At 64.7% G+C, this 24,473-nt stretch carries 20 protein-coding genes; 19 read left to right on the top strand and 1 reads right to left on the bottom strand.

Annotated elements, in window-relative coordinates; all coding sequences use genetic code 11:
* Positions 1-9 precede the first annotated feature (9 nt).
* On the bottom strand, positions 10-417 hold the full coding sequence (locus NDB2M4_RS08290; RefSeq protein ID WP_072372959.1) for a diacylglycerol kinase: 408 nt from the start codon (positions 415-417) through the stop codon (positions 10-12).
* Positions 418-764: 347 nt separating this feature from the next.
* Between NDB2M4_RS08290 and NDB2M4_RS08285 the strand changes: the two genes are divergently transcribed.
* The 19 genes from NDB2M4_RS08285 (at position 765) to ligA (ending at position 24,470) form a co-directional block, all read left to right on the top strand.
* A complete protein-coding gene (locus tag NDB2M4_RS08285) occupies positions 765-1,274 on the top strand; it encodes a division/cell wall cluster transcriptional repressor MraZ (protein WP_072372957.1) in 510 nt (169 codons plus the stop codon).
* Positions 1,271-2,296, top strand: a complete 1,026-nt coding sequence (gene rsmH, locus NDB2M4_RS08280) for a 16S rRNA (cytosine(1402)-N(4))-methyltransferase RsmH (RefSeq protein ID WP_072372955.1) — start codon at positions 1,271-1,273, stop codon at positions 2,294-2,296. Before NDB2M4_RS08285 ends, rsmH begins: the two co-directional genes overlap by 4 nt.
* A 22-nt stretch (positions 2,297-2,318) precedes the next feature.
* Complete coding sequence (gene ftsL, locus NDB2M4_RS08275; RefSeq protein WP_072372953.1) at positions 2,319-2,633, top strand: cell division protein FtsL; 315 nt, start codon at positions 2,319-2,321, stop codon at positions 2,631-2,633.
* On the top strand, positions 2,626-4,374 hold the full coding sequence (locus NDB2M4_RS08270) for a peptidoglycan D,D-transpeptidase FtsI family protein (protein WP_139247146.1): 1,749 nt from the start codon (positions 2,626-2,628) through the stop codon (positions 4,372-4,374). The genes ftsL and NDB2M4_RS08270 overlap by 8 nt, the downstream gene beginning before the upstream one ends.
* A gap of 115 nt (positions 4,375-4,489) precedes the next feature.
* Positions 4,490-5,941 (top strand): UDP-N-acetylmuramoyl-L-alanyl-D-glutamate--2,6-diaminopimelate ligase, encoded by a 1,452-nt coding sequence (locus NDB2M4_RS08265; protein ID WP_072372949.1) that lies wholly within the window; start codon positions 4,490-4,492, stop codon positions 5,939-5,941.
* 3 nt (positions 5,942-5,944) lie between these two features.
* Positions 5,945-7,369: a UDP-N-acetylmuramoylalanyl-D-glutamyl-2,6-diaminopimelate--D-alanyl-D-alanine ligase gene (locus tag NDB2M4_RS08260; RefSeq protein ID WP_072372947.1), complete on the top strand. Its 1,425-nt coding sequence runs from the start codon at positions 5,945-5,947 to the stop codon at positions 7,367-7,369.
* A 28-nt stretch (positions 7,370-7,397) separates the two neighbouring features.
* Positions 7,398-8,480 (top strand): phospho-N-acetylmuramoyl-pentapeptide-transferase, encoded by a 1,083-nt coding sequence (mraY, locus tag NDB2M4_RS08255; protein ID WP_072372945.1) that lies wholly within the window; start codon positions 7,398-7,400, stop codon positions 8,478-8,480.
* A gap of 51 nt (positions 8,481-8,531) precedes the next feature.
* Entirely contained in the window at positions 8,532-9,947 is a 1,416-nt protein-coding gene (gene murD / locus NDB2M4_RS08250) for a UDP-N-acetylmuramoyl-L-alanine--D-glutamate ligase (RefSeq protein ID WP_072372943.1), read from the top strand.
* Complete coding sequence (locus NDB2M4_RS08245) at positions 9,944-11,122, top strand: FtsW/RodA/SpoVE family cell cycle protein (RefSeq protein WP_072372941.1); 1,179 nt, start codon at positions 9,944-9,946, stop codon at positions 11,120-11,122. The genes murD and NDB2M4_RS08245 overlap by 4 nt, the downstream gene beginning before the upstream one ends.
* A complete protein-coding gene (murG, locus tag NDB2M4_RS08240; protein ID WP_072372939.1) occupies positions 11,119-12,219 on the top strand; it encodes an undecaprenyldiphospho-muramoylpentapeptide beta-N-acetylglucosaminyltransferase in 1,101 nt (366 codons plus the stop codon). Before NDB2M4_RS08245 ends, murG begins: the two co-directional genes overlap by 4 nt.
* A gap of 98 nt (positions 12,220-12,317) precedes the next feature.
* The gene (murC, locus tag NDB2M4_RS08235; RefSeq protein WP_072372937.1) at positions 12,318-13,751 is read left to right on the top strand and encodes a UDP-N-acetylmuramate--L-alanine ligase; all 1,434 of its coding nucleotides are present in this window, start codon (positions 12,318-12,320) and stop codon (positions 13,749-13,751) included.
* Between the two features lie 38 nt (positions 13,752-13,789).
* Complete coding sequence (gene murB, locus NDB2M4_RS08230) at positions 13,790-14,761, top strand: UDP-N-acetylmuramate dehydrogenase (protein ID WP_072372935.1); 972 nt, start codon at positions 13,790-13,792, stop codon at positions 14,759-14,761.
* Positions 14,762-14,846: 85 nt separating this feature from the next.
* A complete protein-coding gene (locus NDB2M4_RS08225; RefSeq protein WP_072373440.1) occupies positions 14,847-15,800 on the top strand; it encodes a D-alanine--D-alanine ligase in 954 nt (317 codons plus the stop codon).
* A gap of 122 nt (positions 15,801-15,922) precedes the next feature.
* Entirely contained in the window at positions 15,923-16,732 is an 810-nt protein-coding gene (locus NDB2M4_RS08220) for a cell division protein FtsQ/DivIB (protein ID WP_072372932.1), read from the top strand.
* A gap of 15 nt (positions 16,733-16,747) precedes the next feature.
* Positions 16,748-18,025, top strand: a complete 1,278-nt coding sequence (gene ftsA, locus NDB2M4_RS08215; RefSeq protein ID WP_072372929.1) for a cell division protein FtsA — start codon at positions 16,748-16,750, stop codon at positions 18,023-18,025.
* A gap of 70 nt (positions 18,026-18,095) precedes the next feature.
* Positions 18,096-19,766: a cell division protein FtsZ gene (gene ftsZ / locus NDB2M4_RS08210; RefSeq protein ID WP_072372926.1), complete on the top strand. Its 1,671-nt coding sequence runs from the start codon at positions 18,096-18,098 to the stop codon at positions 19,764-19,766.
* A 286-nt stretch (positions 19,767-20,052) separates the two neighbouring features.
* Complete coding sequence (gene lpxC / locus NDB2M4_RS08205) at positions 20,053-20,988, top strand: UDP-3-O-acyl-N-acetylglucosamine deacetylase (protein WP_072372923.1); 936 nt, start codon at positions 20,053-20,055, stop codon at positions 20,986-20,988.
* A gap of 238 nt (positions 20,989-21,226) precedes the next feature.
* Positions 21,227-22,210: an outer membrane protein assembly factor BamD gene (locus tag NDB2M4_RS08200; RefSeq protein ID WP_083556039.1), complete on the top strand. Its 984-nt coding sequence runs from the start codon at positions 21,227-21,229 to the stop codon at positions 22,208-22,210.
* 127 nt (positions 22,211-22,337) lie between these two features.
* A complete protein-coding gene (gene ligA, locus NDB2M4_RS08195) occupies positions 22,338-24,470 on the top strand; it encodes an NAD-dependent DNA ligase LigA (RefSeq protein WP_072372920.1) in 2,133 nt (710 codons plus the stop codon).
* Positions 24,471-24,473: the final 3 nt, after the last annotated feature.

The raw sequence follows: 24,473 nt of genomic DNA, 5'->3' as shown, positions 1-24,473 counted from the left end.
GGCCGCGCTCTATTTCGCGTTTCCACCTGCGACGAGCCAGTTCGGATTGAACCATCGATCCGCTGGTCCGTCGTAGGGAAGGCGATTGATGTCCCAGTGATGGATGTATTTGGCATAGACGTCCCACACCGGGGGACCGCCGCCGATGTAGACGACGCGGCCAGGAAATTTCGCCAGCGTCTCTTGCGGGTGCATGTGCGAACGCAGCTCGACGATCGTCATGTAATTGCGCTCGTGATCGGGGACAGCGCGCGCCGTGGTTGGCCCGGCGAGAAGAACATGGCCGCGGGTCTTGGCGAAAAAGTTTGCGACGTCCTCCTTGTATTCCGGCCCCGGGTTGCCCTCCCAGGGGAGGTGGCCGTTGAGGCCAAGCTGGCCAGATAGACCAATCGCGATCATCGAGCGCACGTCCGGCATTCGCATCGTTTGAAATCCTGCAGTTGAGGCGGGAAACGCTTGTTGTCGTCCCTAGGTGCACCCGCAGGGAAGTGCAAGCTGCGTCCGCGAACCCACAGCGGGTGCTGCAACCCAAGTTTGCCCAGGGATAATCCTTAACAAACCATTGACGCCCATTTGATCCCATGCGATCCCATGAATGCCCGACCGCACCGGGCAGGGTCCCGTGGCAGGGCGCCGGTCTCGAATGAGGGCTCGCAGACAGCGAGCGACCGCCACGGCCCCCCGGCCGGTGCATTGGGTGAAGGGAGCGAGGCTCCACATGTGCGGTTGTTTTCGAGTGAAGTGCGCGAGGCTGCGAAAAGGGGATGGACCGCTTTGTCTCGACATTCACAAACAAGATCGATGCTAAGGGGCGCGTCTCCGTGCCAGCACCCTTCCGTGCCGTTCTCGAGCGCGATGGATATGCCTCAGGAGGCGCAGGCGGCATTTACTGCTACCCCGCGCTTGAGGCTCCTGCGCTCGATGCAGGCGGCGAGAGACTTGCAAAAAAGATCGATGGGCTTCTCGCAGGCCTGCCGGACTATTCGGACGAGCGGGACGAGCTCTCTGTCGCACTCTACGGCGACGTTCAGGTCCTCACGATCGATGGGGACGGCCGCATCAGCCTTCCTGAGAGCCTGCGCGCCCATGCGGGGCTTTCATCCCAGGTCACTTTTGTCGGCCTTGGCGACAAGTTTCAAATGTGGAGTCCGGAGCGCTTCGCCGAGCGGCGTGAGCGCGCGCGGGCAAAAATCCACGAGACACGTAAGCTCTTCGGCGCGGGGAGTCGTTTATCCTCGGATGAGGATGACGGCAGCGAAGGAGCACGGGGATGACGGCGCGCCGCCGGTCAGGAAACTCAACTGACGCTGGTCGTGCGCGCCACATCCCCGTGCTGCTCGCCGAGGTGCTGGCGAGCCTGAAGCCCGCAAGTGGTGAAACGTACATCGACGGCACGTTCGGGGCGGGCGGCTATACGCGCGCCATCCTCGAAGCGGCAGACTGCAGCGTGCTGGCGCTCGACCGCGATCCTTCGGCGATCGTCGGCGGGCAGCCTCTGAAGCAGCAGTTCGGCGATCGGCTGACACTGCTGGAATCACGCTTTTCCGAACTGGAGGATGCTGCGCGCGAGCAGGGCGTGGCGCCGGTCGACGGCGTGGTGCTCGATATCGGCGTCTCCTCGATGCAGATCGACGAGGCCGAGCGCGGATTCTCGTTCATGGCGGATGGGCCCCTCGACATGCGGATGTCGTCGGCGGGGACGTCGGCGGCCGATGTCGTCAATCGGGCCGAGGAAGAAGAACTGGCCGACATCATCTTTGCGCTGGGCGATGAGCGGCGGTCGCGCGGAATAGCCCGGGCAATCGTGCGGGCGCGGGGCGAATCACCCATTGCCACGACGCGAGCGCTGGCGGAGATCGTCTCGCGCGCCGTGGGTGGCCGGCGCGGCGATGACCAGCACCCGGCGACGAAGACATTCCAGGCGCTGCGCATCTACGTGAACGATGAGCTGGGTGAGCTGGCGCGGGCGCTGGGGGCGGCCGAACGCTGCCTGAAGCCGGGCGGGAGGCTGGTGGTGGTGACTTTCCACTCGCTGGAGGACCGCATCGTGAAGCGGTTTTTGCAGCAGCGGGCCGGTAAGGAATCCCAGGGATCACGGCACCTGCCGCCGCAATCGGTAAAATTGAATCTACCCAGTTTTGAGATTGTTAACCCGCGTCCGTTAACTCCTTCGAAAGAAGAACTTGCGGTAAACCCCCGCGCCAGATCGGCACGGTTGCGGGCGGCGCTGCGCACGGAAGCGCCGGCCTGGCCACTTGAAGAAGATCTGCCGGGGGTTCCGTCGTTGCGAGGCTAGGCGGGTATCAGGGAGGCAAGCGATGCGGTTCGTCATTCTCGCTGCACTGATGGTTACCCTCGCCAGCGCGTTCGTCCTCTACTCGAGCAATTACGATACCCGCCAGCTGGAGGTGCGCGTCTCCGAACAGGAGCGTGCGATCGAGAAGGCGCGCGGTGACATTGCCGTGTTGAAAGCGGAGCGCGCGCATCTGGCCCGACCGGAGCGCATCGAGCCGCTGGCGCGGGCGATGGGTCTTGCACCAGCCTCGGAACAGCAGCTTGCCGTCAGTCCGGATGCGGCTCTGTCGCGCGTGATGGCGACCGGCAGCACCACCTCGCAGAAGAGGGGTGACTGACTTGGAGCGGGGCGCCAGCAACAGCCACGTTGAGCATGAAGCGGCCGGCGAGGTCGCAGCGGAGCCGCGCTCGGCCAATGGGCCGCTGCGTACGCTGATCGCAACGGTGGGCGTGGCTCTGTTCTTCATGGCGATCGGCGCGCAGCTCGTACGCCTCGCGCTGATGGGGCTCGGCGATAGCTCAATCTCCATGAGCGAGACGGTGGCGCAAAGCTTCGCGCGGCCGGATATCGTCGACCGCAACGGGCGGCTGCTGGCTACCGACGTGGAAGCTTATTCGCTGTTCGCCGATCCGGCACGCGTGATTGATCGCGACGAGGTGATCGAAAAGCTTGCGCTGGTGTTCAACGATCTCGATCGCACCTCGCTGCGTAAAGACCTTTCGGATCGCACCCGCCGTTTCGTCTGGGTGCGGCGCGGTCTGTCGCCGCGGGTTGCGCAAGCCGTGCACGACCTGGGATTACCTGGGCTCGATTTCCGCCGCGAGCTGCGTCGCGCGTATCCGGGCGGCAAGCTGGCCGGGCATTTGATCGGCTACGTCAACATCGACAACAAGGGCGTCTCCGGCATCGAGCGTTACGTCGACGACGTCGTCGGCGTCGAATCGGTGCAAGGGGCGACGCTGGCCGAGCGGCCGCCCGTGCGCCTTTCGATCGACATCGGCGTGCAGCATGCCGTCGAGGCTGAGCTGCAAGAGGCGATGAAGCTCTACGAGGCCAAGGGCGCGGCCGCCATCGTGATGGATGTGAACAGCGGCGAGGTGCTCGCATCGGCATCGCTTCCCGGCGTCGATCCCGCGTTTCCCAACACCAGCCTTGAGCCCGGCAATCTCGACAAGATCGCTGGGTCGACGTTCGAATTGGGGTCGGTGTTCAAGACGCTGACGGTCGCCATGGCGATCGATGCGGCGCTGGTTACGCCCGACACGATCGTCGATGTGCGCAAAGAGCTGTCGGCCGGGGGGTTCACGATCAAGGACCTACACCCGCTGCGCCGTCCGCTGAGCGTCGCGGAAATCTTCCTGCATTCCTCGAACGTGGGCGCTGCAATGCTGGCGATGCAGGCAGGGCCGCAGCGGTTCCGGGACTTCCTGCGCCAGATGCAAGTGCTGGACCCGATGCGCACGGAGGCGGGGCCGATTGCGCCGCCACAGCTGCCGCAGCGCTGGGGCGACATCGAAACGATGACGATTGCCTACGGTCACGGCATCGCGGTGGCGCCGCTGCAATTTGCGGCGGCGGCGGCGAGCGTGGTCAACGGCGGTCGCAAGGTCACGCCGACGTTCGTCAAGCGACCGGCCGACTCGGGCGTGGCAGTAATTCCGCTGATCGATACGGCGACGAGCGCGAAAATGCGCGATCTGATGCGCCGGAACGTCGCCGAACGCGTCGGGACGGGAAAGCGCGCAGAGGTTGCAGGCTATCAAGTGGGCGGCAAGACCGGCACGGCCGAGATGCCGGGCGTGGGCGGCTATCGCGAGAAGTCGGTGATTTCGTCGTTTCTGGCGGCGTTTCCGATGGATAACCCGCGCTACCTGGTGTTCGTAATGATTTTCGAGCCGCAGGGAACGAAGGCGTCGTCGGGAGAAGTGCTGGCTTCGCTCAATGCCGCGCCGACGGCGGGCCGGGTGATCGGGCGCGTTGGTCCGCTTCTGGGCATATTGCCGACGCAAGCCGCAGCGGCGGGCGCCCCAAGCGTAGCGTTTGACGCTCGTTCCGGCGCAAAATATGAAACGCGGTGAGGATCTGCTCACCGGCAAGTCTGTCGATGCGTTGCGTTCCATAGCACTAGTGTGATGATCGTATAGTCCGCCACATCATCCGCGGCAGGGTCGCGGTCAGGACACTAGGAGAACCATGCTTCTGTCCTCACTCATCGGGGCCGATGCCATCGCTCCGGCGGGCGCCGGAAATGTCGAGGTCGCCGGCCTCACATCCGATAGCCGCAACGTGCGTCCCGGTTTCGTGTTCGCGGCCATCGCCGGATCGAAAGCCGATGGAGCACGCTTCATCGCGGATGCGGTCAGCAAGGGTGCGGTTGCAATCCTTGCAGGGCAAGACGCCGAAGCCACGGAGGCTGGCGATGTGCCGGTCGTGCGGGCGGTGGAGCCGCGGCGCGCTCTGGCGCTGATGGCGTCACGCTTCTACGGACTGCAGCAGCCGGACACGACCGTGGCCGTGACAGGCACCAGCGGGAAAACGTCGGTTGCGGATTTCACGCGGCAAATCTATGCGGCACTGGGGCACAAGGCGGCTTCGCTCGGTACCATCGGCGTGGTCAAGCCGGATGGTGCGGTCTACGGCTCGCTGACGACGCCTGATCCAGTATCGCTGCACAAGACGCTGGCGGAGCTCGCGGCGGAAGGCATCACGCATCTGGCGTTCGAGGCATCCTCGCACGGGCTCGACCAGCACCGGCTCGACGGCGTGCGTATCAAGGCGGCTGCTTTCACAAATCTCGGCCGTGATCATCTCGACTATCATCCGACCGTCGAAGACTATCTGGCGGCGAAGCTGCGCCTGTTCACCGAGCTGCTGCCGGAAGACGGCACGGCTGTCGTCAACACGGATGCCGAGGGCGGCGACCGTGCCGTTGCCGCTGCCGAGGATGCGGGCCGGCGGGTATTCACAGTGGGACGCACGGGCGAGGGCTTGAAGCTGGAGCGTCTGGTGCGCGAGGGATTTGCGCAGCGCATGTCGGTAGCGCACGAAGGCCGGGTGTTCGATGTTCGCCTGCCGCTGCTCGGCGACTATCAGGCAGCGAACGCGCTAGTGGCGGCTGGTCTCGCCATTGCCACGGGCGAAGTTGCCGGGCACGTGCTGCCGGCGCTGCAGGGCCTGAAGGGCGTCAAAGGGCGCCTGGAGATCGTCGGTGAGGCGCGTGGCGGGATGGCTGTCGTCGATTACGCGCACAAGCCGGAGGCCCTGGCTGCGGTGCTCGACGCCCTGCGCCCGTTCGCGACCGGAAAGCTCATTTGTGTGATGGGCTGCGGCGGCGACCGCGATAAGGGCAAGCGGCCGATCATGGGCTCGATCGCGGTGGAGAAATCGGATGTCGTCATCGTCACGGACGACAACCCGCGCACGGAGAAGCCCGAGGCGATCCGTGCGGAGATCCTGATTGCGGCTCCGGGCGCGATGGAGATCGGCGACCGCGCCGAGGCGATTGCCCGGGGCGTTGCCATGCTGGGGGCTGGCGATGTTCTCGTCGTCGCCGGCAAGGGCCATGAAACCGGTCAGATCGTCGGTGACAGGATATTGCCGTTCTCGGACCATGATGAGGTTCGCAAGGCGCTGGAGCGCGATTGAGAGATGAGCGGATCCTTGTGGACGTGGGACAATCTCGTGCCGGCGGCCATCGGCGTGGCCGACGGGACGCCGAATGTGCCGATCACCGGCTTTTCGCTCGACACGCGAAGCTTGCAGCCAGGCGAAGTGTTCGTGGCGCTGCGCGACGTGCGCGACGGGCATGACTTCGTGCTGCAGGCATTCGGGCAAGGCGCGGCGGCGGCGCTGGTGTCTACGAGCTACAAGCGGCGCGATGGCGATGGTGCGCTGCTGCGCGTCGCCGATACGCTGCAAGGGCTGCGCGACATCGCGGCGGCGGCTCGGCGGCGGACTGACGCGCGCATCGTGGCGGTCACTGGCAGCGTCGGCAAGACGGGTACCAAGGAAGCGCTACGGGCATGCCTTTCGCGGCTCGGGGCCACGCACGCGGCGGAGAAATCCTTCAACAATCACTGGGGCGTGCCGCTGACGCTCGCCCGCATGCCGGCGGATGTACGCTTCGGCGTGTTCGAGATCGGCATGAACCACGCGGGCGAGATCATTCCGCTGACAGCGCTGGTGCGCCCGCACGTCGCCATCGTCACGACCGTCGAGCCGGTGCACCTGGAATTTTTCGGCACGACCGAGAAGATCGCCGAGGCGAAGGCGGAGATTTTCTCTGGTCTGGAACCGGGCGGGGTCGCCATTCTAAATCGCGACAACGAGCATTTCGAGCTGCTGGCGCGGCGTGCGCGCGAGCACGGGGCGCGCGTTGTCTCGTTCGGCCGCCATGAAAACGCCGACGTCCGGCCGGAAGTGTTCTCGCTCGAAGCCGATGGATCGGAGATCGTCGTCAGCATTGGGGGGCGGCGGATCGCCTATCGCGTCGGCGCCCCGGGGGCCCACATTGCACAGAACTCTCTCGCCGTCGTCGCTGCGCTGGACGCGCTGGGTGTCGATGTCGAACGGGCAATTTCGGCACTCGGCGACGTCAAAGCCCCGAAAGGGCGCGGGGAGCGTCGGGAGGTGAGCGTTCCGGGCGGGTCAATTCTTGTCATCGATGAGAGCTACAACGCCAATCCCGCCTCGATGCGCTCGGCGCTGGCTGCCGTGGCGACTGTGCCGCGGGCGCGGTTTCCGAGGCGGATCGCGGTGCTCGGCGATATGCTGGAACTGGGCGAAAATGCCGGAGATCTGCACGCTGCGCTCAACGAGCCCGTTGACGCGGCCGAGGTCGATCTGGTCTTTGCAAGTGGGGACAACATGCGGCGCCTCTACGAGGCGCTGCCGGAAAGGCGCCGCGGGGCTTGGGCGCCGACATCGGAGGGGATTGCCGCCGCGCTCCGTCAGGCAGTGCAGGCGGGCGATGTTGTGATGATCAAAGGTTCACTTGGCTCGCGCATGGCGCCGCTCGTCGACGCGCTGCTGGCGCAGGGCGATCAACAGGTTACGGCCTCGGCCAGCCGCTGACAGGGCGCCGAGCCATTCGGAGAGTGGAATGCTTTATGAGCTTGTGAACTTCAGCGACCAGATCGGCGTGCTGAACGTCTTCAAATACATCACGTTTCGCACGGGCGGAGCGATCTTCACGGCGCTGCTGTTCGTCATGCTGTTCGGGCCGGGTATCATCGACCTGTTGCGCGTGAAGCAGGGCAAGGGCCAGCCGATCCGTGACGACGGCCCCAAGACGCACCTTGCCAAGGTCGGCACGCCGACCATGGGCGGGCTCATGATCCTTGCGGGCGTCACGGTGGCGACGCTGCTGTGGGCCAACCTTGCCAACCCGTACATCTGGATCGTGCTGGGCGTGACGCTCGGCTATGGCGCGATCGGCTTTTATGACGACTACCTGAAGGTAACGAGGCGCACGTCCTCCGGCTTCTCCAGCCGCATGCGTCTGGGCTTGGAGCTGCTCATCGCCGCGATTGCAACCGGCCTTGTGATGTATCTGGGGCCGCCTGAAATCAGCCAGGTGCTGACGCTGCCGTTCTTCAAGAACCTGGTGCTGGAGATGGGGCCGTTCTTCATCCTGATCGGCGTGTTCGTCATTGCGGGTGCGGGCAATGCGGTGAACCTCACGGACGGTCTCGATGGTCTCGCCATCGTGCCGGTGATGATCGCGGCGGCCACGTTCGGCCTCATCGCGTACCTGATCGGTAATGCCAAGTTCGCTCAGTACCTGCAGATCCACTACGTCGCCGGCACGGGCGAGTTGTCGGTGATCTGCGGTGCGCTGATCGGCGCGGGTCTCGGATTCCTGTGGTTCAATGCACCGCCGGCCATGATCTTCATGGGCGATACGGGCTCGCTGGCGCTGGGTGGCGCGCTGGGTGCCATCGCGGTGGCAACGAAGCACGAAATCGTACTCGCCATCGTCGGCGGTTTGTTCGTGCTGGAGACGCTATCGGTGATCATCCAGGTGGCCTCATACAAGGCGACTGGCAAACGCGTGTTCCGAATGGCGCCGTTGCATCACCACTACGAGCAGCAGGGCTGGCAGGAATCGACGGTCGTTGTGCGCTTCTGGATCATTTCCGTGATCTTAGCGCTCGTTGGCCTCGCCACGTTGAAGTTGCGCTGACGGGCAAAGCCGCAGCGCCATTCCGGCTCCAGTTGCGTTAGTTTAGCGGCCATGATTCGCATCACATCGTTTGCCGGCAGGCGGGTTGCCGTGTTCGGGCTGGGGGCATCGGGCATTGCCACCGCAAAGGCGCTTGTCCAAGGCGGTGCCGACGTCGTCGCCAGCGACGACAGCGCTCAGGGCATGAAGGCGGCCGCCGAAGCCGGGCTAAAGACTGCAGACCTTAAAGAGGCCAACTGGGCCGTGTTCTCGGCGTTGGTCGTGGCGCCGGGCGTACCGCTGACGCATCCCGAGCCGCACTGGGCGGTGCGGGCGGCGAAGCTGGCGGGCGTCGAGGTGATCGGCGATCTGGAGCTGTTCTGCCGCGAGCGGCGCAAGCAGGACTTCGACGTGCCGCTCATCTGCATCACGGGGACGAACGGCAAGTCGACGACCACGGCGCTGACAGCGCATCTGCTGAAGGCGGCAGGCCGCGACACCCAGGTGGGCGGCAATATCGGCACTGCAATGCTGCTCCTGGAGCCGTTCGCGCCCGGGCGGCATTACGTCATCGAGTGCTCGTCCTACCAGATCGACTTGGCACCGAGCGTCGATGCGTCAGTTGCGGTGCTGCTCAACGTGACGCCGGACCATCTCGACCGGCACGGTACGATCGAGAATTACGCGGCAGTGAAGGCGGGCTTGGTCTACGGCGCGCAGAAGGGTGTCGTCGGCGTCGACGATAAATACTGCCGCGCCATTGCGGACAAGCTGATCGCTGCAAAGGGCGCTGAGAACGTCACACGCATTTCGGCGCGACCGGACGCGGATTGCGACGTCGGCGTTGCGGGAAGCAAAGTGGTGCAGCGCAAGGGCGGTGCGGCCACGGTGATCGCAGACCTTGCCGGCATTGGCTCACTGCGCGGCTCGCACAACGCCGAGAATGCCTGCGCTGCGAGTGCGGCGCTGATGGCGCTGCCGCAACCGCTTTCCGCCGATGAGATCGCGAGCGGGCTCAAGTCATTTCCGGGGCTGGCACACCGGATGGAGGAGCTGGGTCGCGCAGGGCGCACGCTGTTCGTGAACGATTCCAAAGCGACGAATGCCGACTCCACGGAGAAGGCGCTGGTCTCGTTTCCCGGCAACATCTTCTGGATTCTCGGCGGCAAGCCGAAGGCTGGCGGTATCGCGGCGCTGACGCCATATTTCGACCGGGTGGCGAAAGCCTATCTGATCGGTGAGGCGACGGAGGAGTTCGCGGCAACGCTCGACGGCAAGGTCGTCTTCGAGCGCTGCGGGACGCTGGATGCGGCAACGGCCGCTGCTGCGCGCGATGCCGCAGGCGCAGATGGTGCCGAGCCCGTCGTGCTTTTGTCGCCCGCGTGCGCGTCGTTCGACCAGTTCCGTAATTTCGAGGTTCGCGGTGATCATTTCCGCGCGCTGGTGAAGGCGCTTCCCGACATCGAGATGAAGCGGGGCGATGCATGAGGCTATCGCGCGCCGACCGAAGCCGTGTTGCCGACTGGTGGTTCACCGTCGATCACGTGCTGGTCGGTGCGATCCTCGCCCTCATCGTTGCCGGTCTCGTTTTCTCGCTCGCCGCCAGTCCGGCGGTCGCCCTGCGCAAAGGGTTGCCGACTTACTATTTCGTCGAGCGGCACTTTTTCTTCTCGGCATTGGGCGTCGTCGTCATGCTGGCGGTGTCGCTATTGTCGCCGCGCGGCGTGCGGCGGCTGGCGCTGGGTCTCTTCGCAGTATCCGTCGCGGGCATGATCGCGGTGCACTTCATCGGGCCAGAGATAAACGGTGCACGGCGGTGGCTGTCGATCGGCGGGCACTCGATCCAGCCGTCTGAATTTGCCAAGCCGGCATTCATCGTGCTTTCGGCATGGCTGTTCGCGGAGAGCCAGCAGCGGGAGGACATGCCGGCGCTGCCGCTCGCAATCCTGCTCGGGCTTTGCTTCACCGGGCTTCTCATTTCGGAGCCCGATATCGGCCAGACGCTGCTGGTCAGCATCGTCTGGGCAGGTCTCTACTTCCTGTCCGGGCAAGCGATGCTTGGTGCGGGCATCATCGGCATGGTCGGCGCGATGGGGCTGGCGTTCGCCTATTCGAGCTTTACGCACGTGCGCTATCGCATCGACAAGTTCCTGGCACCGACACCGGGCGATTATTCGCAGGTCGACCGGGCGATGAAGTCGTTCTCGGAGGGTGGCTTCCTCGGGCGCGGCCCGGGTGAGGGTACGATCAAGAACGCGCTGCCGGACGCGCATACCGACTTCATCTTCGCGGTTGTTGCCGAGGAATATGGCGTCGTCGCCTGTCTCGTGCTGCTGGGGCTATTTGCATTCATCGTGATGCGGGGCCTCATTGCAGCGGCGCAGGAGAAGACGGCGGCGACGCGGCTGTCGATCCAGGGCCTGGCTCTGCTGTTCGGGCTGCAGGCGCTGATCAACATGGGCGTCAACGTTGGACTGCTACCGGCCAAGGGCATGACGCTCCCGTTCATTTCGTCGGGCGGATCGTCGATGCTGGCGGTATCGATTACGCTCGGGATGTTGTTGGCGCTGACGCGGCATCGCCCGCACGTGGCGCGGGTGAAGCGGCCGCCGGTGCTCAACGACGTCGTTGGAATGCCGACTACCAGTCAGGTGCAGAAGTGACGAAACAAACGAAATCGGTGTTGCTGGCGGCGGGTGGCACGGGCGGGCATCTGTTCCCGGCGCAGGCACTGGCGGAGGAGCTTGGCCGGCGCGGGGTGCCGGTCGATCTCGCGACCGACATGCGCGGCGACCGCTACGGCATGGGATTCCCGGCGCGGAGCGTGCACCGGCTGCCGTCGGCGACGCTGGGATCGAAGTCGCCGATCGCGATCGCGCGCACGGGCTGGCTGCTGACGCGCGGGCTCGTCGCCGCGCTCGGACTCGTCGGCAAGCTGAAGCCCGGGATCGTCATCGGTTTCGGCGGCTATCCGACGTTCGCGCCCATCAAGGCGGGCCAGCTTCGCGGCGTGCCGACCTTGCTGCATGAGCAGAACGCGGTGCTGGGGCGGGCCAACAAGATGCTGGCACCAGGCGTCACAGGCATCGCCACCTCTTTCGCTTCGACGAAGTACCTGTCGCCAGAGCTTGCTTCGAAGGCGCGGCTGACCGGCAATCCGGTGCGCACGGCGGTGATCGAGGCGGCGCGGCGGCCCTATTGGCGCCCGCAGCCCGAAGGGCGTTTGTCGCTGCTGGTTTTCGGCGGCAGCCAGGGCGCGCGGTTCTTCTCCGAGGCCGTGCCGCCGGCTTTGGCATTGCTGCCGATGGAACTGCGGCACAGATTGGACATCGTACAGCAGGCGCGTGAGGAAGATGCCGAGGGCGTCTCGGCGGCCTATCGGCGGCTGGGGATCAATGCCGAGGTGTCGCACTTTTTCACGGATCTGCCCGAACGGATGGCGCGCTCGCATTTGGTTATCGCGCGGTCGGGTGCATCAACCGTGGCGGAGCTGACCGTCATCGGACGCCCGTCGATCCTGGTTCCGCTGCCGCACGCGCTTGACAATGACCAGCTGCAGAACGCCACGAGACTTGCCGAATCAGGTGCGGCTTGGTGTATCGAACAGAAGGATTTATCTGCTGAGCGCCTTGCGAACGATATCGGAACATTGTTGGGTGATGCTGAGGCGTTGGTGAAAGCTGCCGATGCCGCGAAAATGCTTGGGCGGCCGGATGCGGTGGGGCGTCTGGCGGACATGGCTCAGGAATTGATGCGTTGAGGTGCGACAGTCGTTGTGTAGCCGGGGGGCAGCCGTCGCCATAAGCGGGCCACGAAGGTGGCGGCATTGGTCGACGGTATAGGACGAGGGACCAAACCATGCAGATGCCCCGCGAAATCGGGACCTTCCACATCATCGGTATCGGCGGCATCGGCATGAGCGCCATAGCCGAAATCCTGATGGCGAAGGGCTATCCGGTACAAGGCAGCGACCAGAAGGACAGCGCCAACGTGCGCCGGCTGCGCGCCAAGGGCGTGCGCGTGTTCATTGGGCATGATGCGGTCAATCTCGTCGGGGCGCGCTCGGTGGTGATCTCCAGCGCGGTGAAAGCAGGCAATCCGGAACTCGAGGCGGCACGCGCCAAAGGTATTCCCGTCATCCGCCGGGCCGAGATGCTGGCCGAGCTGATGCGGCTCTATTCGACCGTTTCGGTAAGCGGCACGCACGGCAAGACGACCACGACATCGCTGATCGCGCACATCTTCACGTCAGCGGGCGTCGATCCTACCGTGATCTCAGGCGGCATCATCCAGGACTGGGGCACGAACGCGCGCCTCGGCAAGGGCGAATGGATGATCGTCGAGGCGGACGAGTCGGACGGCACGTTCGTCAGGCTGCCGACGCAGATCGGTATCGTCACCAACATCGACCCGGAGCATCTCGACCACTTCAAGACGGTCGAGAACATGCACCGCGAGTACGAGACTTTCTTCCGCAACATCCCATTCTACGGTCTCGCCGTCACGTGCATCGATCATCCGGTGGCGCGTGACATGATCGGCCGACTGGAATTGCGCCGCGACGGGCGGCGGCTGCTCACCTACGGCACCACGCCGGGTGCAGATCTGACGCTGGTGGGACTGGCGCAGGAGCGTGACGGCATCGTCATCGACGCCGACCTGTCCGCCCGCGTGCGCGGCGGGGAGCGGCAACTGCGTGGCTGGACCATTCCGGTTGCGGGCCAGCACAACGCGCTCAATACCCTGGCGGCGATCGCCGTGGCGAGCGAGGCTGGCATTCCCGACAACGCCATTCGCGCCGCGCTGGCGACGTTCACGGGTGTGAAGCGCCGCTTCGAGTTGACGGGCACGTGGAACGGGGCATCGGTCTACGACGACTATGGGCACCATCCTGCGGAGATTGCTGCCGTGCTGGCAGCGGCACGCGGGCGCTCGCACGGGCGCATCGTCGCCGTGTTCGAGCCGCATCGCTATTCGCGCGTCAACGACCTTTTCGGTGATTTCTGCACCTCGTTCCGCGATGCCGACAGCGTCATCGTCGGCCCGCTCTATTCGGCGGGCGAGGCCCCGATCAAGGGCATCGACCAGCGCACGCTCGCAGAAGGCATTCGCGCCACCGGCCATCCTTCCGCGATGTCGATCGACGCCGTGCGCGATCTTGCACCGTTGTTGCGTCATCACGTCGGTCCAGGCGACATGGTGATCTGCCTGGGGGCGGGCACTTCCACCGAGTGGGCGCACGGCCTGCCGCAATGGCTGGCAGCCGACGAGCCGCGTCGCGCCAACGCGTGAGCTTCTACATCAAGAACCAATAAACCGGAGGCGCCAGCGTGACGTTTCCCGATCTCAGCGCTGATCTTGCAGCGAAGCTGCCGGAGCTGCGCGGCCGTCTCGCGTCCGGCACCAACCTCGCCGATATCACGTGGTTTCGCGTCGGGGGGCCGGCGCAAGCGCTGTTCTCGCCGGCCGACGAAGCCGATCTTGCCTATTTCCTCGCGAACATCCCTGCCGATCTACCGGTGACGGTGGTGGGCCTCGGATCGAATCTGCTGGTGCGCGACGGCGGTGTCGAAGGTGTCGTCATTCGCCTCGGCAAGGGATTCGCCAGCGTTACGGCGGAACCGGATGCCCGCGTTCGCGCAGGTACTGCGGTGCCTGACGTGAAGGTTGCGCGGGCGGCGGCGGATGCGGGCATTGCCGGCCTTGCGTTCTATCGCGGCATTCCAGGCTCGATCGGCGGCGCGTTGCGCATGAACGCTGGTGCGCACGGGCGCGAGACGAAAGACGTGCTGATCAGCGCAAGGGCGGTCGATCGTGCGGGCCAGATCTACGAGCTGTCGCTCGCCGACATGGGCTTCACATACCGGCACAGCGAAGTGCCGGCCGATTGGATTTTGACCGAAGCGCTGTTTCAGGGGACGCCCGGCGATCCGGTTGCGATCCTGAAAGAGATGGAAGAGGTCGCCGACTATCGCGAGAAGAACCAGCCGACGCGCGAGCGTACCGGCGGTTCGACGTTCAAGAATCCACCGGGCATGAGCGCGTGGAAGCTGATCGACGAAGCGGGCTGCCGCGGCTTGCGCGTGGGCGGCGCGAAGGTGTCGGAGAAGCACTGCAACTTCCTCATCAACGATGCCGGCGCCACCGCCGAAGACATCGAGCGGCTGGGTGAAACCGTGCGTGCGCGAGTGAAGGCGCGCTCGGGCATCACGCTGCATTGGGAGATCATCCGGATGGGGCTGCCGTTGCCCGGCTGCCCGACCGGAGAGGCGTTGGCAGAGGCGGAAGCAATACAACCTTAAGCGCGGGTGCGCCTGCTGATCGCGCAACGAATTCCCACCCCAGGCAGGGAGGGGAACTGCATTGAAGCCGGGGGAGGGAAGTTCCGTGAGTTCGATCGGGAAGGCGCCGGAGCGCACCTATGACCATGTCGCCGTGCTCATGGGGGGCTTGTCGGCCGAACGCGAAGTGAGCCTGCGCTCGGGCGCGGCTTGCGCGCGTGCGCTGGAGAGCCAAGGCTATCGGGTGACGCAGATCGACGTCGATCGCGACCTTGCCCAGAAGCTGAAAGAAATCTCGCCCGACGTCTGCTTCAACGCGCTGCATGGCCGCTACGGCGAGGACGGCTGCGTGCAGGGGGTGCTGGAGTGCCTCGGCATTCCCTATACGCATTCGGGCGTGCTGGCGTCGGCGCTGGCGATGCACAAGGAGCGCGCAAAGGACGTGATGCGGCCGGCGGGCGTGCCGGTGGCGGATGCGGAAGTCGTCACGCGGGCCGAAGCCATGAGCCGCCACGTCCTGGCGCCGCCCTATGTCGTGAAGCCGGTCGCGGAAGGGTCCAGCGTCGGAGTGATCATCGTCGATCGCGGAGCCAATGCGCCGCCGCAGAAGCTGGGCGAGCTGGGCGGTCCGGAAGATATCGTGATGGTGGAGCGCTACATCCCGGGGCGGGAACTGACGTGTGCCGTACTCGGCGACTTCGTCACCGACATCATCGAGATCATGCCGCTCAAGGGCCTGGAATTCTACGATTACGAAGCGAAATACGCTCCCGGTGGCTCCCAGCACGTGCTTCCGGCCGATATTTCACCAGATGTTTACCAGTTGGTCCGGAAATACACATTGGCGGCGTATCGCGCATTGGGATGCCGGGGCGCCGCGCGGGCTGATTTTCGCTACGACGATACGACCGACGGGGTGGGGGAATTGATCTGCCTCGAGGTCAATACGCAGCCGGGGATGACCGAGACTTCACTGGTACCCGAGCTGGCGCAGTATGCGGGCTGGTCCTTTGGCCAGCTCGTGCGGTGGTTGGTTGAGGACGCGAGTTGCAACAGGTAGGGGGAGCGTCTGAAATCGAGCAGCGGGTGCCGCAGGCACTACCGCTCGATCCGAATGCGACCCTTCACTCGGCACTAAATTCACCACCTACGACAGACACTCCGCCTCCATTTGCCGGGGCCATGCAGCCGCGCCGGCGTTCTTCGGCCTCCGGGCGACATGCGAGCGTCGGCCGCAAGCTCGGCCTCACGCTTTTCATGGGATTGTCAGGCGCGCTCGCCTATTCGCTGCTGACGAACGGCGGCCAGCATACGACGGCGTTCGCCAGTCTGCTGCCGGAGACGGATCAGGTCGCCTACTGGACCGGATTGCGGATCGAGCAGGTTGCGCTGACTGGACAGCGCTTCACCAGCGACGCGGACGTGTTCAATGCAATCGACTTGCCGCATTCAGGCTCGCTGCTGACTTTCGATGCGGCCGCTGCCCGTGCGCGCATCGAGCAGCTCGCTTGGGTCAAATCGGTGCGCATCAGCCGGATTTATCCGTCGTCCCTGGAGGTGCGCATCGTCGAGCGGCGGCCCGTGGCGGTGTGGGCGAGCGACGGCCGCGACTATCTCGTCGACGGTTCGGGGCGTGTGCTTTCGGCCTTGAAATCGGGCACGAACGTGCGGCTGCCGCGTCTCAGCGGCGTTGGCGCGCCTGATCGTGCAAAAGCGCTGCTGGAGCTGATCGTCCGATTCCCGAAGATCGCGGAGCGCTTCCAGATGGCGGAGCGCGTCGGAGACCGTCGCTGGACACTACATCTCAAGGATGGCGTCACCGTGCATTTGGGGGCCGATCGCGAGGCGCAGGCGCTGGCCGCGCTCTCGGCACCCGATGAGCTCGGCAAGTTTCTCACCGCTCAGAACGTAATCGTCGATCTGCGCGTTGCCGGCCGCATAGCTGTGCGCTCGGCCCCGCAGGAGACACCCCCAACGCAAACGCAGAGCTAGTCGAGGATAGCCGCCATGCTGAGCCGCGACAGGACAGATACCCGGAATTCGGAAATCGTTGGCCTGCTCGATATCGGTACCACGAAGGTCGTGTGTGTGATCGCCGCGCTCGATGCGCCGGAGCAAACGGGCGCCGCGCGACGCGTTCGGGTGCTGGGTATCGGTCATCAACGTTCGCGCGGTCTGAAGGCCGGGGTCATCACCGATCTTTCCGAGGCGGAGGCTACCGTTCGCTCCGCGATCGCGCAGGCCGAGCGCCAGGCGCACGTGACGATCGAGGAAGTGTTTCTCGCGGTTTCCTGCGGGCGGCTGCATTCGGCGAACTTCTCGGCGAGTGTCGACGTGCAGGGCGGCGTCATTCGTTCGGACGACATCGACCGGCTGATGGCGGGTGCGCACGCCTATGCCGAACGTGACGGGCGGATGCTCGTACATCTCAACCGCGTCGGCTTCCGCGTCGATGGCGCGCCGGGCGGACACGACCCGCGCGGGATGGCCGCTGCGAAACTCGCCGCCGACCTGCATACCGTTGCCGCCGACGAAGCGCCGGTGCGCAATCTTATGGTGGTGGTCGAGCGCTGCTACCTGTCGGTGCGTGCGCTGATCGCTACACCCTATGCCAGTGCGCTCGCCGCCACCACGGAGGAAGAGCGCGGCCTCGGCGTCGTTTCGATAGACATCGGTGGCGGAACAGCCACGGCGGCTGCATTCGTCGATGGGCACTTCGTGCATGCCGCAACTGTGCCGGTCGGCGGGCACCACATCACCATGGATATCGCGCAAGCCTTGCAGACACCACTTGCGGAGGCTGAGCGAATCAAGACGCTATACGGGACGACCATCGTCGCGCAGTCCGACGAGCACGAGAGCTTTCCCTATGCCCTTGCAGGCGCAGAGGAAGGTGCTCGCGGAGAGGCGACGAAAGCGCAGCTTGCCGGGATCATCCGTCCGCGCGTGGCGGGTATTCTCGGGCTGGTGCGCGAGCGCCTCGACAAGGCGGGGATCATGGATCTCGCCGGCGGGCGCGTGGTTCTGACGGGGGGCGCAAGCTCTCTCGTCGGGCTCGGCGAATTTGCGGCCAACATTCTTGGCCGCCCGGTTCGAGTATCGCGGCCGCAGCCTTTCGAAGGCTTGCCGCAGAGTGTGTGTAGTCCGGCGTTCTCGACGGTTGCAGGGCTTCTGGCCGTCGCCGCGTCGGGGAGTGGGGACGTTCCGGCGGTGCGGGGCCGCGAGGCGCTCGGTGGGGGATACCTCGAGCGTGTAGGTGAATGGCTGAGGACTGGCTTCGCGTAATTCGGCCGATGGCCGCAACGAGAATGCCGGGAGCCAAGGCTTGAACGGCGCATAGGGGAGCGCGGACGCGATGAGCATTAAGCTGCAGCTTCCAAAGCTAACCGATCTGAAGCCGCGAATAACCGTTATCGGTGTCGGCGGCGCCGGCTGCAACGCCATCAACAACATGATCGGCTCGGGGCTGACGGGGGTCGACTTCGTCGTCGCCAACACGGATGCGCAGGCGCTTGCCGCATCGAGTGCGGAGCACCGCCTGCAGCTTGGCGTCAATCTCACGGAAGGACTGGGCGCTGGCTCGAAGCCGGAAATCGGTGAGGCGGCGGCGGAAGAGGCGATCGAGGACATCCGCTCGCAAATCGCCGGATCGCATATGGTTTTCATCGCCGCCGGCATGGGTGGCGGTACGGGTACGGGCGCTGCTGCGGTGATCGCGCGCGCTGCCAAGGACCTCGGCATTCTCACTGTCGGCATCGTGACGAAGCCGTTCCACTTCGAGGGTGCGCGCCGCATGCGCATCGCCGAAGGCGGCATCGGGGAGATCCGCAAATACGTCGATACGCTGATCGTCATTCCGAATCAGAACTTGTTCCGGGTGGCGAACGAGAAGACGACGTTTGCCGAAGCCTTCGTGCTGGCCGACCAGGTGCTCTACTCGGGCGTTGCCTGCATCGTCGACCTGATCATCAAGGAAGGTCTGATCAACCTCGACTTCGCCGACGTGCGCACCGTGATGAGCGGTATGGGATCGGCAGTCATGGGCACGGGCGAGGCGTCGGGCGAACGGCGTGCATCGGTCGCTGCCGAAGAGGCCATCGCCAATCCGCTGCTCGACGATGTCTCCCTGAAGGGAGCGCGCGGGCTGCTGCTCTCCATTACCGGCGGACCCGGCCTCACCCTGTACGAGGTGGACGAGGCTGCGAGCCGGGTGCGGCAAGAGGTCGATCCGGAAGCCAACATCATCGTCGGCGCAACATTCGACGAGACGCTCGGCGATAAGGTGCGCGTGTCGATCGTTGCATCCGGCATGGGGCATCCGGTCGATATGATGCCGATGCCGCCGCCTGTCGATCACCGCGGAGCACCACGGGGGAGAGCTACGCCTCCGATGCCGCCGCCTCCGCCGCAGGCACGTCACCGGGCCGAATCTCAGTCCTACGCGCCGCAGCGTGACGACGATGTGCAACGGCGCCTGAGCGAAGCGATCGGCGCCCGCGCAGAGGCTCCTCGGTCGCACGAAGCGGGCAACGGCTCACGCGAGACGTGGCGTGCGCCCGGAAACGTCGTCATCGAGGAAGGCTTCTCGCATCTGGCGTGGCCGCCTCAGTCCAATGCGAAGTCTCCGGCGTCCGAGCCGGGCAGCCGCTCGTCCGAGTCGTTCGTGCCGGCGCCGCCGGTCGATGCGCGCCGGTCGGGTCGACGCATGCCAGAGGTGGAAGACTTTCCGCCGGTCGCGCAGCGCGAGTATCGCGCGAAGGCTGGCTATGCAACAGAAGCGCCGCCGATTCCGCCTGGTGCGGGCGGTGGTGCGGATGAGCAACCGCGCCGGGGCATCCTGCAACGGATCATGGGCCGCTCGCGGCGCCATGAGTTCGAGGATCAGCCGACCAGCAATGCGGCTCCCGACCCTCTGCGCGTGGATGATTCTTCTCCCGAAGATTGGTGGGCGGGCGATTCGCAAACGAATGGCGAATCCAGTCATCCAGGGCCGCTGCCGGAGTTTTTCAATCGGCAGCGTAAGTAGCCCGCGGTTGGCCAAAAAGTGCAAAAAGTAAGGCAAAACGGGCCCTGTACCATCGCGGTAACACAAAGTAAGAAACCGTGATTTGGCGCTGCGGCGGGCCTGAGCGTATCTTTCCAATTGTTAACGACAAGCGTTCGCTAAGTCCCTGCACTACCAAGGGCGCAGACCGAAACGACGCCCCGGCAAGTTAACGGTTATCGCGGTTTGGGACGCGGACAATTGTTGGGGGTGGTGACTATCAGGACACACTGATAGTTGCTGAAAAGTCATCGAGGGACGGGCGCATATGTCGAATCGATTCATCGGTGCGCGGCAAACCACGATCGCGCGCGAAATCGAGGTGACAGGGACGGGGGTCCACAGCGGAGCGCCAGTTTCGGTCATTCTGCATCCGGCAGCAGCCGATACTGGCCTCCGTTTTCTTGTCACCAAACGCGGCCGCGTGGTCGCTGAAATTCCTGCCAGCGTCGAGCACGTCAAGAATTTGACGCTGTGCACCGTCATCGGGAACGATGCCGGGATTACGGTTGGAACCGTAGAGCACCTCCTGGCCGCGCTGCGCGGTCTCTCTGTCGACAACTGCATCATCGAGATCGACAGCAAAGAAGTTCCGATCATGGACGGGAGCGCGGCTCCCTTCGTCGAAGTGATCGATGACGTCGGCATCCGCGAGTTGTCCTCGCCGCGCCGCTACATCAAGGTTCTCAAGCCGGTTCGGGTGCAGGAAGGCGAGTGCTGGGGCGAGCTGACGCCGCACTCCGGCTTCCATCTCGATGTCGAGATTGACTTCCCGACCGACCTCATCGGCAAGCAGCGTCTCGCCGTAGAAATGACCCCGGGCGTGTTTCGCAACGAAATCTGCCGGGCTCGCACCTTCGGCTTCATGAGCGACGTGGAGCGCCTCTGGAAGGCGGGTCTCGCTCTCGGTGCCAACCTCACCAACACGATCGCCATTGGCGAGGGCAAGATCATGAACCGCGAAGGCCTGCGCTATCCGCAGGAGTTCGTGCGCCACAAGCTGCTGGACGCCGTGGGCGACCTGACGCTGGCTGGCAAGCCGTTGCTCGGTGCCTATCGCTCGGTGAAGGGTGGCCATCGCCTCAACTCGCTGGTCGTGCAGGCGCTGCTGGCGGACACTGAAGCCTGGACGGTGGTGCAGGGGCCGCGCGTTCGCGAAGCAAAGCCGATCGATATGGGATTTGCGATCGCCGCCGGCGAGTGAGCCGGACAACCTTTCGATTGCCACGCGCGCGACCTTCGGGTCGCGTTGTCGTTTCAGGGTTGTGATTGAAGGGGTTGTGTGGCCCTAAAGGCGCGGGCCGGTCCCACAACAACCATAATCCTCCCCTAGCCGATTGGGCGGTGCAGGAGCTGGTTGGCGTAGTATCGCGGCCTTTGCGAGATGTGCTAGGGGTTGGGGGACGCGGGCGCTATGCGCAGCGTCCAAGGAAAGCAGGCATATGCCGCAGGTGGGGAAGGTCAGAACTGTCGTGAGTGTTCGTCAGCTCCTGCAGGGGATGACCCTCGCTGCTGCCACTGTGCTCGTCGCGGGCTGTGCGTCATCCGGTGATGCCGCGCGCATGCTGAACCCCGACCCGCCGTCGAAGATGTTCGCCGATGCAGATGCTCTGCAGTCGAAGGGCAAGTTCGAGGATGCGGCGAAGAAATTCGAAGACGTCGATCGCGAGCATCCCTATTCCCCTGAGGCGCGCCGCTCGATCGTGATGGCCGCGTACGCCTACTACAAGGCCGGCAAGCTGCCGGAAGCCATCGCCGCCGCCGAGCGCTACACGACGATGCACCCGGGCACCAAGGAAGCGCCGCTCGCGCATCACATCATCGCGCAGGCCTACTTCGAGCAGATGAAGCAGCCGAACCGCGATCAGGACGCGACGCGCAAGGCGCTGGCTCAGCTCAAGACGTTGAAGACGCGCTATCCCGACAGCACCTACGCGCAGAAGGCGGACAACCAGATCCGCCTGTGCGAGGACACGCTCGCCGCGCAGGAGATGGAAGTTGGCCGCTACTACCTGAAGAGTGGCAACCACGTCGCGGCGATCAATCGATTCAAGACGGTTGTCAGCGAGTATCAGACGACCGCGCACGTCGAAGAGGCGCTGTACCGCCTGACGGCGTCGTACCTGTCGCTCGGCATCACGCCTGAAGCGCAGAACGCTGCTGCGGTGCTGGGCTACAACTTCCCGAACTCGTCCTGGTACAAAGATTCGTATGCGCTGCTGCAGAAGCAGGGTCTGATGCCGCAGGTCAGCCAGGGCTCTTGGATGACGGACGTGCTGAAGGCGCCGAAGAACCCGGCTCCGCCGCCGGCTTCTGCGCCGGCTCCGGCCGCGCCGGCGCCGCCTGCAACCTCGACGCCGGACTGGGGCACGACCACAAACCCGCCTCCTCCGTCGACGCTGGGCGGTCCGCGCCCGTCATCCTGATCGGTGCGCTTGGAGGCGCGCTAGGGCGCCTCCTGATGCAAGCAGAAGGGCAATCGCCAGTGATGGCAGTTGTGGGTGGCGTTGCGCTGCTGTTTGCGGCGCCTGCTGCATCCGATATTGCTGACGCATGAGCGAGAAAGACTTCAGCGCCGTTGCTGTCGATGAGCTGACGCGAACGCAGGCCGAGGCCGAGCTACGGCGGCTGGCGGCACTGATCCGTCATCATGACGAGCTATATTACCGTCAGGATGCGCCGGAGATTTCCGACGCCGAGTACGATGCGCTGCGGCGTCGTAACGATGAGATAGAAGCGCGCTTCCCCAAGCTCATCCGTCCCGACAGTCCGTCGAAGCGGATCGGTGCGCCGGCGGCCGATGGCTTCGGCAAGATCCGTCATCGGGTGCCGATGCTGTCGCTCGGCAATGCCTTCGCGGCAGTAGACGTCGAAGATTTCGTCGAGCGTGTGCATCGCTTCCTGAAACTGCCCGAAGATGCGCCGCTGGCCTTCATGGCGGAACCGAAGATCGACGGTCTTTCCATCTCGCTGCGCTACGTCAATGGCGAGCTGATCGAGGCGGCGACGCGCGGCGATGGCATGGAAGGCGAGAACGTCACGCGCAACGTGATGACGATCAAGGAGATCCCGCACCATCTGCATGGCCGCGACGTGCCCGAGATCATCGATGTGCGCGGCGAGATCTACATGACGCGCGAGGAGTTCGCGCAGCTGAACGAGAAGCAGGCCGACGCGGGCGGCAAGGTGTTTGCCAATCCACGCAACGCGGCAGCCGGGTCGCTGCGCCAGCTCGATGCGTCAATCACCGCGTCGCGGCCATTGCGCTTCTTCGCCTACGCGTGGGGCGAGGCTTCGAAGCTGCCGGCCGATACGCAGTCGGGTGTCGATGCGGCGTTCGCCAAGTGGGGCCTTCCGGTCAACAAGCGCGCGCGTGTGTGCGAAGGCGCGGCCGAGCTGCTGGCGTATTACGAGGGCCTTGCCGAAGAGCGCGCAGATCTGCCCTACGATATCGACGGCGTCGTCTACAAGGTGAACCGGCTCGATCTGCAGGAGCGGCTCGGGTTCGTGTCGCGCTCGCCGCGGTGGGCGATCGCGCACAAGTTCCCGGCGCAGCAGGCGATGACGGTGCTGAACGGGATCGACATCCAGGTGGGGCGAACGGGCGCGCTGACGCCGGTTGCGCGGCTCGAGCCGGTGACAGTGGGCGGCGTGGTCGTCACCAACGCAACACTGCACAACGAGGACGAGATCAAGCGGCGTGATGTGCGCATCGGTGACACGGTGATCGTGCAGCGCGCGGGCGACGTCATTCCGCAGATTCTGGGCTATGTGCCCGGCAAGCGTCCGAAGGGCGCGAAGGAGTATATCTTTCCTGATCGCTGCCCCGCGTGCGGCAGCCATGCGGTGCGCGAGACGAACGAGAAGACCGGACGCGTCGATGTCGTTCGGCGCTGCACGGGCGGTCTCATCTGTCCGGCGCAGCGTGTGGAACGGCTGAAGCACTTCGTGTCGCGCAACGCCTTCGATATCGAGGGGCTGGGCGAGAAGAACATTCAGGCGTTCTACGATGACGGCTTGATTCAGTCTCCGGAAGATATCTTCACGCTTGCGGTGCGCGATGCGCGCTCGGCGACGAAGCTGGAAGACCGTGAGGGTTGGGGGCCGCAGTCGGCGACGAAGCTGTTCAACGCGATTGCGGCGCGACGCGACATCGCGCTCGATCGCTTCATCTACGCGCTTGGTATTCGCCACGTCGGCGAGACGACGGCGAAGTTGCTGGCGCGCTTTTATGGCTCGATCGAGAATTTCCGCGCGGCAATGATCGAAGCTGCCAAAGGAAAAGACACCGAAGCTTATAAAGAACTCGACAATATCGAAGGGATCGGCGACGTCGTCGCGGAAGCAATCGCCGACTTCTTCGGTGAACCGCACAATATTCGCGTGGTCGATGAGCTGCTGAAGGAAGTTTCTCCGCAGCCGCTGGAAGCTGTCGACAATACTTCGCCGGTGGCCGGCAAGACGGTCGTGTTTACCGGAACATTGACGCTGTTGACGCGTGGCGAAGCCAAAGCGCAGGCCGAAAGGCTGGGTGCGAAAGTCGCAGGCTCGGTGTCCAAGAAGACGGATTACGTGGTCGCCGGAGCCGATGCGGGTTCAAAACTTGCTAAGGCGCGTGAGCTAGGTGTCACAGTATTGGATGAGGAGGGATGGCTGCGGTTGACCGGTGCGACCGATCGCGGCTAGTTG

The sequence above is a fragment of the Hyphomicrobium sp. NDB2Meth4 genome (assembly GCF_900117445.1).
Lineage (GTDB): Bacteria > Pseudomonadota > Alphaproteobacteria > Rhizobiales > Hyphomicrobiaceae > Hyphomicrobium_A.
The sequence above is the reverse complement of the archived record's forward strand: the minus strand, read 5'-3'. Positions and strand labels throughout refer to the sequence as shown.